Source organism: Pseudofrankia coriaricola (genome assembly GCF_032027725.1).
Classification (GTDB): Bacteria; Actinomycetota; Actinomycetes; order Frankiales; family Frankiaceae; genus Pseudofrankia.
On the sequence record NZ_JASNFO010000049.1, the window covers coordinates 43831 to 56739 of the forward strand.

3 protein-coding genes are annotated in these 12909 nt (G+C 72.6%); 2 read left to right on the forward strand and 1 reads right to left on the reverse strand.

Going from position 1 to position 12909, the window contains the following annotated elements; genetic code table 11:
• Positions 1 to 2: 2 nt before the first annotated feature.
• Positions 3 to 7361, reverse strand: a complete 7359-nt coding sequence (locus tag QOZ89_RS25725; protein ID WP_071054180.1) for a type I polyketide synthase — start codon at positions 7359 to 7361, stop codon at positions 3 to 5.
• A gap of 2936 nt (positions 7362 to 10297) precedes the next feature.
• On the opposite strand from QOZ89_RS25725, the gene QOZ89_RS25730 reads away from it, so the two are divergent.
• Complete coding sequence (locus tag QOZ89_RS25730) at positions 10298 to 10444, forward strand: hypothetical protein (protein WP_198543630.1); 147 nt, start codon at positions 10298 to 10300, stop codon at positions 10442 to 10444.
• A 715-nt stretch (positions 10445 to 11159) separates the two neighbouring features.
• A complete protein-coding gene (locus tag QOZ89_RS25735; RefSeq protein ID WP_312625821.1) occupies positions 11160 to 12833 on the forward strand; it encodes a GMC oxidoreductase in 1674 nt (557 codons plus the stop codon).
• Positions 12834 to 12909: the final 76 nt, after the last annotated feature.

The following is a 12909-nucleotide window of genomic DNA, read 5'->3' on the forward strand; positions in this document are numbered from 1 at the left end:
GCCTACCAGCCAGACGCGGTGTAGACGACACCATGGATGTCCCGCGGGCCCCAGGCGAGCTCGCGCAGCAGGCACCGGTGGCCTTCCTCCGGGTCGATCAGGTCGACCCCGCGCCGGGCGAAGTCCCGTTCGAGGTCGGCGCTGACCATGCCGGGGTGGCTCGCGTCCGGCGCCCAGGGGCCCCAGTGGACCGTGAGCGCCCGCGACCCGGTCCGCCGTGCCCAGGCCGCGCCGAGGGTCTCCAGGGCGTCGTTCGCCGCGGCGTAGTCGCTCTGGCCCCGGCTGCCCATGACGCCGGCGATGCTGCCGAAGAACGCCAGGGTGCGTGGCGGGACGGGCAGTTCGTCGAACGCCGCCAGCAGCGCCCGCGCCCCGGCCACCTTCGTGTCGAACACCCGGCGGAACGACTCCGGTTCCTTGTCCGCCACCAGACGGTCCTCGATCACCCCGGCGGAGTACACGACGGCGTCGATCCGGCCGTGGTGGGCGAACACCTGCTTGACGAACCGGTGGACCGCCTCGGTGTCGAGCACGTCGAGCTGGTGGTAGCGGGCGTCGCCGCCCCGGGCCGCGACGGTGGCCAGCGTCGCCCGGATCTCCCGCTGTGCCAGGACCTGCGCGACCGCGCGGCTGGCCTCTTTCGCGGACCGGTGCCCGAGCTCCCGGACGGCGTCGAGCAGGGCGGCCCGGTCAGTCGCGGCGGCGAGCCGGGGGTCCTCCTCGCTCACCGGCTCGGGGGTGCGCCCGGCCAGCTCCAGGTGACAGCCGGCGGCACCCGCGAGCAGGGCGGTGAACCCCGCCGTGATCCCGCGGGCCCCGCCGACCAGGACGACCACGGCGTCGCGGTCCAGGCCGAGCGCCGTGGCCTCGGCGGTGCCGTCGTCGGCCGGCCCCGCCCCGGCCGTCGCGAGCGCTCCGGCGGACACCGCCGTCAGCTCCTCGGCCAGGCGCGCGCCGTCGCGGTGGACAACGACCACCGGGCCGCCAGGAGGCTCACCCAGCTCGGCGGCGACGGCGTCGGTGAGGGCGGGGCCCGCGGCCGCGTCGGTCTCCACCAGTTTCACCGTGGTCGTCGGGTACTCGCGGCCGAGCGTGCGGAACAGGCCGCGCAGGCCGGCGGCCCGCATGGCGTCAGGCGGGGTCACGGCCAACAGCCAGCGCGGGCCACCGCGCACCACGGCGCGCAGCGCGCCGAAGGCGTCCGGCAGCTCCGGCTCCCCACCGCCGTCCCCCCAGCCGGCCAGGTATACCGCGCCATCCGGGGCCGTCTGGTCGCCGTCAGCCAGCTCCTCGACCAGCTTGAAGCGCGCCTCGGCGCCGAGCTCGGCCAGCAGGTGCATGATCGGCTTCCGGCCGGGCACGTCGGCGGCGCGGCCGAACACCGTCCAGGTGGTTCCCGTCAGGTCCACCCGGCCAGGGGCGGCGGGAGACGCGGGCCGCCGGGTGAGGACGAACCGCGTCGGGCCACGGTTGCGCGCACCGCCCGCGGGCCGTGCGGGCGCGGTCAGCTCGGTGGGCGCCGCCGGCTCTGCGGGTATGGTCGGCGGTTCCGGTGAGCCGGCAGCGGTGCCGGTGTGCTCCGTGAGCCAGCCCACGATGGCGCGCACGGTGCGCAGGCGGCTGAGCTCATCGACACCGCCGGCGCCGGTGAGCGTGAAGCGGTCGACGAACTGGCCGGCGAGCTCGGTGCGCTTCAGGGAGTTGACGGACAGGTCGGTCTCGAGGTCCAGGTCGATCTCGATCATGTCGGTCGGGTAGCCGGTGCTCTCGGCGATCAGGTCGAGAACGGTGGCTGTCACGTCCCCCTGCGCGCCGGCTGGCGCGGAGGGCACCACGGCGGCGGCGGCCGCAATGGCGATGGGAGTGTCGGCTGGCGCGGCGAGCGGACCGACGGGGATGGCCGTACCTGGCCTGGCGAGCAGGTCGACCGGACCGGGCCCACCCGTCCAGCTGTGGGCGACGGACGACGCGACCAGCCCGTCGGCCGCCGGCATGCGCGCCGCCGTGGACAGTGCCGTGGCGGCGTCCCGGCCCGCGCCCAGGTAGGACAGCAGCACGTCGCGCTGCGCGGCCAGGTTGTCCCGCGAGGTCCGCAGGAACTGGCTGACCAGCGCCTCCCGGGTCGCGGGGGCGATCGTGTGGTTCGCCGCGCCGCCGGTCGACGTCTCCTGGCCGGCCGGAATCGCCTGGCCGGCCGGCGACGGTGTGCCACCCAGAGCGGCCAGCGCGGCGGCCGGACGGCCCACCGCCGGCTCGTCCGCCGCCGCGTGGCGCGGCGTCGGGACACCGGTCAGGGACAGCGTGGTCGTCGCGGCCACGAGCGTCGGTGGGCCAGCCTGGCGCACCCGGGCAGCGGGCAGCAGGCCGCCTGGCAGCGGCTCGCCGTCCGCGCGGCAGATACTGCGGCCGTCCACGCTCCACCGCGGCGGCGTCGGCGCCGTCGCGCCGTCACGGTCGACGGCGTCGCGGCCGTCGACCAGCCAGTCGACGGACAGCGGTACGTCGGCGACGAGGAGCGTCGCGACCGCGTCCAGGAAGCCGGTCAGCCCACGGCGCCGGCCGTCGCAGGCCACGGCCAGGTGCGGCCGGTCACCGAGGATGGAGTCGACCAGGCCGGTCAGGACCCGGCCGGGGCCCGCCTCGACGAACACCCGCGCGCCGGCGGCGTACATCGCCTCGATCTGGTCGACGAACCGCACCGGCGCCGCCACCTGCGCGGCGAGCTCGGCCCGGACGGCGTCGCCCGCCGCGCCGACGCCGTCGGTGGCCGGGTAGGGCTCCGCCGTGCGGTTCGACCACACCGGCAAACGCGGGTCGGACAGGGGAGCGCCCGCCAGCCGCTGTGCGAACTCCGGGCCGGCCCCGGCGATCAGCGGGCTGTGGAACGCGCAGGCGACGGGCAGCCGGATGGCACTGTGCCCGGCGTCGCGCAACAGCCGGATCATCGCCTCCACGGCCGGTGTCGCCCCGGAGATCACGACCTGGTCGGGTGCGTTGTGGTTGGCGACGACCACCTGCTCGGCGAGGCGCGTCTCGGCCAGCGCCGAGGCGACGACCGCCAGCGGTGCCCGCACAGCCGCCATCGCGCCCTGGTCCGGCGGCTCGGTGCCACCGGCGGACGCCTGGGACGCGACACCGGTGACGGCCCGGACGATCGCCTCGCCCCGGGCGGCGGACAGGTCGAGCAGGGTTTCGGGATCGTAGGCGCCCGCGGCGCACAGCGCGACCAGCTCGCCATAGCTGTGGCCGGCGGTCATGTCCGGCGCGAGGCCCAGCCGGGACAGCAGATGGTAGACGCCGAGACCCGCGATCCCGAGCGCCGGCTGCGCGACCCGGGTGTCCCGCAGCCGCTCCTCGGCCGACCCGGCGCCACCCGGCGACAATCCCGGCGGCCCGTCGAACGTCGACGGCGGGAAGATGGCGTCCCGCCACGGCTCACCGAGCCGCAGGTAGTCCCGGAGCTCCGGGAACGCGACGAACAGCTCGGCCAGCATGCCCGGCCGTTGGCTGCCCTGCCCGGGGAACAGCACGGCTACCGCGCCCGCGCCGCCCGGGACACCCCCGCCGCCCACGCCGTCAGGGGCACCCGGAGAGGGGCCGCCGACGGCGAACAGCCCCGCCCGCGGGTCCGACTCGCCGCGGGCCGCCCGTTCCAGCAGGTGGGCGAGGTCGTCCAGGTCCCGCGCGACGACCGCGATCCGGACGAGCCCTCGCCGCGGCCGCGCCCGGCGGGTGGCCGTGGCGGCCAGGTCGCGCAGCGGCCACGGCCGCCCGCCGGCGTCGTTCGCGACCAGCAGCCGCCGCAGCTCGGCGACCCCGGCGAGGGCAGCCGCCTGGTCGGCGCCGCGGAACACGAACAGCTCCGCCGGCCACTGGTCGAGGGCGTGGCGGGCGTCGACCGCGCCGGCGTGACCGGCGAGGACGGCGTGGTAGTTCGCCCCGCCGAAACCGAAGGCGCTGACCCCGGCCACCCGTTCGGCGACGGGCCGCGTCCACGGCCGCGCCGTGCCCGCGAGGACGAACGGGCTGTCGTCCGGCTCCCAGGCCGGGTTGGGTGTCTCGACGTGCAGGGTCGGCGGCAGGACTCCGTGGTGCAGCGCCAGCGACGTCTTGACCAGGGCCGCGAGACCGGCGGCGGTCTTTGTATGGCCGATCTGGGACTTGACCGACCCCAGCGCGCAGGTGCCCGGCCGGGCACCCGCCTCGGTGAACACCCTGGTGAGGGTCGTGAGCTCGGCGCGGTCGCCGACGACCGTGCCGGTGCCGTGCGCCTCGACGAGCCCCACGTCGGCCGGCGAGAGGCCGGCGTTGTGGTAGGCGCGCTCAAGCGCGAGCTGCTGGCCCTCCGGCCGGGGGGCGGTCAGGCCGAGGGACCGGCCGTCGCTGGCCGCACCCAGGCCCTTGACCACCGCGTAGACGCGGTCGCCGTCACGTTCGGCGTCGGCGAGCCGCTTCAGGACGACGCAGGCGACGCCCTCGCCGAGGGTGGTCCCGTCGGCGTCGGCGGCGAAGGGCCTGGCCCGGCCGGTCGGGGACAGCGCGCCGACGGAGGAGAACAGCAGATAGTCGAGCACGCCGTTGTGCAGGTCCGCGCCACCGCAGATCATCACGTCCGCGCCGCCGAACCGAAGCTCCTTGCAGGCCATGTCCAGTGCGGCCAGCGACGAGGCGCAGGCGGCGTCCACGACGTAGGCCGGGCCGCCCAGGTCGAGCCGGTTGGAGATCCGGCTCGCGACGATGTTGCCGAGGATGCCCGTGAACGTCTCCGCCGTGATGCGGGGCAGCACGTCCCGCAGCTCCGGTGGAACCTCGCCGTAGTACGCCGGCAGCAGCGCGCGCAGGGTGATCGCGGCGGACAGGTCGCTGTTGGGCTCGGTGCCGAACACCACGCCCGTGCGGATGTGGTTGACGCGGTCGGGATCGAGACCGGCGTCGTCGAGCGCGCGCCGGGCGGTTTCCAGGGCCAGCGCCTGGACCGGCTCGATGCTCGCCAGCGACGCCGGCGGGATGCCGTAGCGCAACGGGTCGAAGGGGATCCGGGGCAGGAACCCGCCCCATTTCGAGCGGGTCTTCTCCCCACTCGGGCCGCCGTCATGGTCGGCGTCGGTGTCGAGGTAGACCTCGGGGTCCCACCGTTCGGGTGGCACGAGCGAGACCGCGTCCTTGCCGGACACGACGTTGGCCCAGTAGGTCGCCAGATCGGCGGCACCTGGCAGCACGCAGGCCATGCCGACGACGGCGATGTCCAGGGGCGCCGTCTGGGATGCCCGGGAGGCGGCCGCCGGGCCATGCCCGTCCCACAGCCACTCGGCCTGGTCGCGCAGGAACCGGCGGGCGCCCGAGGTGACGTCGTCGTGCAGGTGGTGGATGGTGGTGGCGGCGGACCGCAGCACGGCGACCTGCCCCGCCATGAACAGGCCCTCGGCGCGCTGCCGCTCGCCGTCGACCGCGGCCAGCTCGTCGCCGTGCCGCTCCAGGCCCTTGCTGGCCACCCGCAGCCGGCCGACGTTGAGCCGCTCCAACGCCTCCCAGGCCTGCTGGTCCGGCACACCCCGCGCGCGTAGCTCGTCGCGGGCGGCGTGGAACCGGTCGACGAACGGGCTCGTCACACAGCGGGTGGCATGGCCCGGCCCGGTCCGCAGCAGGGCCGTGCCCCGCGCGGCCACCACCTGCCGTTGGAACTCGTCCTGGATGGCGCCGAGCTCCACGGCCTCCCGGGTGAACAGGTAGGCGGTGCCCATCAGCACGCCGACGCCGACGCCGCGGGCGGCCACCGGGCTCGCCATCGCCGCCACCATGGACGCCGAGCGGGCGTCGTGCACCCCGCCCGCGAACAGGACCTGCAGGCCCAGGCCGGTCTGGGCCCGCGGCCCGGAACCGGCGGTCCTGGCGCCCGGCGATGTCCTGTCGAGGTAGTCGAGCAGGACGTCGAGCTGTGCCTCCCAGAGCGGGAAGCTCGCGCGCGGGCCGACGTGGCCGCCGCACTCGGAGCCCTCGAAGACGAAGCGCCGGCAGCCCGCGTCGAGGAACTGCCGCAGCAGCGTCGGCGACGGCACGTGCAGAAAGGTCGGGATGCCGATCGCCTCAAGGTCGGCCGCCTGGGAGGGCCGGCCGCCGGCGACGATGACACAGGACGGCCGGATCTCGCGTACCACCTCCAGCTGGGAGGCGCGCAGATCCTCAGGGGCGAAGCCGAGCAGGCCGACCCCCCAGGGGCGCTCGCCGAGCAGGTCCCGGGTCTCGAGCAGCAGCCGGCGGGACTGCTCCGCGTCCGCCAGCGCCAGCGCCAGGAACGGCAGCGCGCCGTCGACGGCGACGCGGCGCGCGAACCCGGCCTGGTCGCTCACCCGGGTCATCGGCCCCTGCGCGACCGGCCGGGTCGTTCCCCAGGAGGCGCACAGCGGCGAGTCCGTCGCCAGCACGGACTCGGCGGCCGCGAGTTCCGCCGAGCCCGTGCTGGCGCGCAGGGCGGCGCGGATCGCCTGGACGGCCCGCGCGGTGGTCCCGAACCGGTTGGCGAACAGCTGGGCGAGGAAGGCATCCTGCCCCACCGGCAACAGCTGGCGACCAGGGTCCTGGCCGCCGAGCCGGGCGGCGACCGCCTCGGCCGGCCAGTCCTCGGCGTTGCCGCTCGCCCGCCGGCCGGCGGGCGACTGGTAGACCCGGTAGCCGGCCGCGACGACCGTCTCCGTGCCGTCCATGCGGCGCAGCGCGCTGCCGACCGGCTCGGTCACCGTGGCCTCGCGCAGCAGGCTGAGCTGGGTGTCCAGCACGATCCCGGCCGCACCGCCGACCACCGCCGCGACCGCCGTGCGCACGCCCATCCCGCCCCAGCACCAGACGGGCAGGGCCGCCCCCTCGTCCCCGAGCAGCTCCCGCTCCTCGAGCACCTGCTGCAGCAGGACGAAGGAGCTGAGCTCGCCGACCCGGCCGCCGGCCTCGTTACCCCGGGCCAGCAGGCCGTCGGCACCGGCGGCCACCGCCGCCACCGCCTCGCGCACGCTCGTGACCTCGGCCAGGACGCGGGCATCGGGCAGCGCGTCCAGCAGCCGCTGGCTGGCGGCGTCGGCCAGAGCGCTGCCGGCCACCAGCAGGGTGTCGATCCGGTCGCGGTGCCGCGCCAGCTCGTCCGTGTCCACCGCGTCCAGCCGGGAGACCCACACGCCGAACGACGACTCGGTCAGTCGAGCGGTCAATCGCAGCGCCCGGGTCGCGCCGGCCGGGTCGGATCCCAGATCCAGCACGCCCAGCGCTCCGGCGCCGCTGACCGCCGCGGCCAGCCTGGGGTCCGGTTCTCCGAGCGGGCTTACCCCGATGACCTGGTCCCGTCTCCCGACGTCGCGGCGTCGCGCGTCTGTCACCCCGCGGCCGCCGACAACCGGGCTCCGCGTAGCACTGTGCTTCACAGATCACTTCCAGAGGTGTCCATGGGGCCGGCGATGCCGGCCAGGGAGTGGGTGATGCGTCGCCGGCCCGGCGGCCGAGGGGCTTTCGGCTGGGCGGACCGGCGACGAGAGGGCGCCGGCAAGGGGGCGGAGGGGCCGTGACATGCGACCGGCGTCGGGCAGCGAGTCCGGCGGTGCTCGCCACCTACGTATCCAGCGAATGAGCTTGGTTTTCCGTTTTTTGGCGAACGCCATCTCAGATGATGCTTTTGGCGAACGCCATCTCGAGTACGGACTTCTTGACCGTGCGGACCGCCGCCGGCCTCCCGTCGCCGGATGGGCGGTGAGCGGTCCGCCGTATGATCCCGTGTCACGCGCCAGCCAACGTCGTCCGGCTCCCGACCAGGCCATTTCCCAGCGCGATCCGCGTGGACCGGCGGCCTACCTCCAATCCTTTGTCCAGCGTCTCCGCTTTCATACAGCACGGGCGCGGCACACGCATTCGAATGGCGCGGCCGGCAGGACCGGGCGCAAGGTGCTCCGTCAACACGATGACAGCCGCACTTTGACACGGTCCAACGAGCGTCAACCGGCCGCGCCTAACTGGCCTGCGGCCGTGGCTGCGGTCAACGACACGCCCGCGGGTGCGCGAGCATGCCTGGCTGCGACGCGGCCGGGAACCACAAAGTTCGTCAGCGAATAGGCGTCAGCCCGCGAGGCGGCGCATCAGCGCGTGCCGCCTCACAACGCCGGCGTGCGCATGAAGGAGACGACGGGCCGAACCAGTTCGCGGTCGAACGAAAGAGGCCGTCGATATCCACTGTGCAGGAACAGCTTGCACGCATCATCTTGGGTGTGGTAATGCCGCCTGTCTCGCCGTCGACAGGCGAACATGAACGGCCACCGCCGGCAGGCGCCTTCAACGGCGCCCCAGGCGGTCAGGGCACCGTGGGTCCCGCGTCCCCGCACCGGCTCCCGCCACCCCGCCCACCGGGCGACGCCCGGCCCCTCGATGCGAGAGCTGCCGGAGCAACCAGGCCCGAGGGGTCGGAAATATGCAGATGTTTAGCGTTCGACAAAAAGACGAATCACCTGGAACCGTCGCCCGCGGCCGCGTTGGCCATACCCAGCAAGTACCCCTCTCGGCCATCCATCCGCCGTTGACGAGGACAGACAGTAAACGACGGGACACATCTGCGCAAGTGAGCACTTACTGATGAGGAGCGATGAGTAAGGGGCGGCTACACGCACCGTCGCCACCACGGATGATTACGTCCCGAGGTCACCCGACTACGCACGATCGTCGCTCCGTGTTACCGCCGCCCGCTGAGGCTCCCTTGAGCCCACGCCAGGCGGTCGAACCACCTGGCATGCCTCCACATGGCCACAACCCACTCGGCGCGCCTTGGCACGCCCACAGCCCCCGGCCGTTCGCCGCCAGCGCGGCGGCGCTGAACCATAGTCGACATTCGATCTCGCGGAACACCCAGGCCGCCCTCCAGATCCAGATGGGCCACCACCTGCAGCGCTTCGCGCGGACCAGCGGCGCGGCCACGGCCGGGCCCGGTCGCGACGATCAGCGGGAACCCCGATGGCGCATGCGCGGCAGCTCTCGGGCGGCCCGCTCCGCGACGCGCCACGCTCGGCTCGCATCGCCGGATCTCGGGCAGGCGCCCGCGAGCGAGGCCCGGGAGCGGGTCCGCCCCAGGGAGCCGCGCCAAGCACCTCCACTTCGGACAAATCGAGTCACAGATGTCGCGAATCATCTACTGCGCGTCACGGCGACGAACACCATCCATCTAGATGAGTGAGCACTCACAATTTTTGCCCTAGCGACACAGAGGGTGGGCGTCACGGAACCAGGCGCCTCGTTCCCACAACGCGGATTCCCCAGCGGACGCACGGCCGCGAAGGCCGGATTCCCCAGCCCGAGCACGATGTGATGGACACGGAACTGTTTATCGATGTCGATGTCAAAAAATGTACCGATGCTCATGGGACCAAATGAGGACGAATCCCAACGAGCGGCCTGTCGAGCCCGCCCGGCTGGCGCTGCGCGGCGGAGATGGAGCTCCTCCCCCACGTCCGCCTCAGCCGGAGACGACCCGCCCCGCGCGGCCGCTGCCGCCCCCTTCCGGAGCGGAAGTCATCCGTCTCACAGCTCGGATCCCTCGCGCCTCCCGCCGCGAGGCTAGGCACGCCGACCACGCCGATGGCACCAAAGTGCCATCGACGCGCGACGGTGTTCGCCGGGGTCACAGCCCTGCGGACGTTCCGGCGCCGCGCGGAGAAGTTGCCCCGGCGGCGCGTCGCCTTGATGCTGCTGAACGCGAAGATCACAGAGGTGGAGGCAAATGCCGCACCGGTTGTCTTCAGGGTTCCTCGGGTCGACAGACGGCACGCTTGTGCCGGCGAAGGCTGGATCAGGGAGGAGAGGTGCCCGTCGGGAAAAACTCAAGGACAGGTACAGAAAATGACTTCACCGTCGAGGCGGCTTTATCGGCCCGCATCGCCGTGCGGACCGGTACCACCAGAGCCGCCGCGTCCGGCGACCGGACGGCGAACGGGCATGACGATACAAACGCCGGCGACGACCCGTCGGAAACGACGATCCGACCAACTGATGCCCCCGAACCAAGGGCCGATCGTCATCGGCGACCAATGACCGTGTGGCCGGCACGCTGGCGGCGGCGGCGAATGACGTCATCTCGTTCACCCACCACGGGCCGACCTCGCCAAGCACATTGCGGCCTGTTGTCATCGGCACAGCCCCCGGCGGTCTGTCCCGCCGTCTTTTCTTCTGTACTGGGATCGCGGGGCAACGTCGCGCTCTGCCCCACGATGGCCGACGGGCCGCCCGGCATCGCCTGCGCACGGCCGTTCGCGGTGAGCTCGGCCGCCTGGAACCCGGCGTGGAAGACCCGGCTCGGCGCGCACTCGACGGCGGCCACCACGTCCACGCCGGGTCGTCCGCGGCCCTGGGCATCGTCACCGATGTGATCACTCGTTCAGGCCCGCCGGTGATCTTCGACGCGTCCAGGCGGTGGACCATCCGTTGATCGCGCCGCGGGTATGCGCAAGACGAACAGAAGGGGGCACGAGACGCCGGCCCACAGACCCACTCGTCGATCATGGGCCGGCTTCGTCAGCCGAGGGGCGGTGATCGCCGGCGGCGCACGGGAACTGGCGTCGGCTGACCGCCGAGAACCGCTCCGAAAGATCCACGGACAAGCCCGGCGCATCGAGCTGACTAACCGCCCAGATTCAGGCCCTAGCCGCCGAGACTCTGGCGGGCCGAGCTCGGCTGGATGCTGCCGACCGGTTTCGGGTGCCCACAGGAGCATGTCATGACGCCGTTTCGAAGGACCAGCCACGACGTCTCCGTGCCTCATTCACGCCGCCGGACCACGCGAATGTATTTTGTATACGATGACGCCACGAGTCTTCTTGACAGCGCGACAACCGGATGCTATCCATATGTCCGGTATCGTGCGAGCCCCGGCTCGACACCGTTTCTGGCCGGTGCATACGCACCAGCTCGGCTGGCTACGCCGGGCCGCCTTCCCCCTCTTTTCACCAAACTTCTTGAGATGGTTTGCGAATAGCCGGCCATCTTTTTTCATGCCGTCATCCACCTGGTCCGGCCCGCACGATTTGGCGATGGATCCAGCACCTGGTCCAACGCTGTCGCAGCGGGGTCACCGCAGGGCGTGAGCGCCTGTCGGGGCCAGGCGCGGAGGCGGAGACCGCAACGCACGAAAATTGGAGGCGAACATGTCAGACGAGGCATCCGCGGCATCATCCGAGCCGGCATCATCCGAGTCGGCATTACCCGAGCCGGTCAGCCCGACATCTTCCACCGGCTTCAGCCGCCGGGGGTTCATGGGCGCCGCCGCCGCGGGCGCGGGAGCGGTCGCGTTCGGCGGGCTGGTAGCCGGCGCCACGCCGGCGCGCGCGGTGACGACGACAGAGGTGACCGCACGGGCCGTCGTCGTCGGCACAGGCTTCGGCGGGGGTGTGACCGCGCTTCGGCTGGCCAAGGCCGGGGTGACCACGTTGGTCCTGGAACGCGGCCTGCGGTGGCCGACGGGCCCGAACTCGAACACCTTCGCGACCCTCGCGAACCTGGACAGCCGGTCGGCCTGGCTGTCCCCCTACGCACCGGTACCGGGCGCCCCGCCCTTCCCGCTCTGGCCGCCCTACACCGGTGTCCTCGAGGTCATCAACGGCAACGGGATGACCGTCAACTGCGGCGCCTGCGTCGGCGGCGGCTCCATCATGTACCACGGCATGACGCTGCAGCCGAACATAGTCGAGTTCGCCCGGTCCATGCCGCTGGCGACCGGCCTTTATCCCGAGCTCAACTCGAAGTGGTATCCCACCGTCGCCTCGATGCTGGGCATCTCCACCATTCCCGACGACATTCTCAACGCAAGCCCGTACGCCTCCTCCCGGATCTTCCTGGACGTCGCCCCCAAGGCGGGCCTCCAGACGTTCCGCGTGCCGCTGCCGGTCGACTGGAACTTCGTGCGCGGGGAGCTGGGCGGCCAGTACAACGCCGCCTACACCAACAGCGACATCGCCTTTGGCGTCAACAACGGCGGGAAGCACTCGATCGATGTCACCTACCTCGCCGCCGCGGAGGCGACGGGCAAGGTGCAGGTGCAGACGCTCCACGTCGTCCGTGACATCAAACTGGGCGCCAACAAGAAATGGGTGCTGTCGGTCGACCGCATCGACACCGCCGGGGTCGTCCAGGAGCACAAGAACATTACTGCGAGCGCGGTGTTCCTCAACGCCGGCTCGCCGGGAACGACGCGGCTGCTGGTCAAGGCGAAGGGCAAGAACCTCATCCCGAACCTGCCGGACGCGGTCGGCACCCAGTGGGGGAACAACGGCGACCGCATCTACACCTGGATCGGCATGAACGACGACCCGGGCACGACGCAGGGCGGCCCGGCCGCCGTCGGCGGCACCGACCCCTTCAGCGCGATCCCGCTGCGGATCATCCACGCCGGCGCACCTCCGGCGGCCCTCGCCGGCCAGCGGCTGATGACCCTGGTCGGCTTCGGCATCGTCCCCGGGTCCGGCACCTGGGCCTACGACTCGACCACGGACGACGCCAAGCTGACCTGGCCCACCAACGCCGACGCCGCGCTCCAGACGTTGATCCGCAACAAGGTGAACGCCATCGCCCAGGCCGGCGGCGGCACCATGGTCGACACCAACGCGACCCAGGCGTCGACGTGGCACACTCTCGGTGGCGTTCCCATGGGATCGGCGGTCGACCTCTATGGCCGCGTTCTCGGGCAGAGCGGCCTCTATGTCCTCGACGGTGCCCGCATACCGGGCTCCACCGGCGCCTGCAACCCGTCCATGACCATCGCGGCCCTCGCCGAGCACAGCATGGCAAGGATCGTCAGTCAGGACATCGGGCAGGTCTTCTAGATATCGGGAGGGTCCTCTGAGCGCCGCGACTGGTGCCCGGCCGAGGGCCGATATGAGCGGCGTTCCTCGGGTGGGT

Bases quoted from the DNA above. Each gene is read 5' to 3' on its own strand.
- QOZ89_RS25735 (WP_312625821.1), top strand. From the start codon at position 11,160: ATGTCAGACGAGGCATCCGCGGCATCATCCGAGCCGGCATCATCCGAG.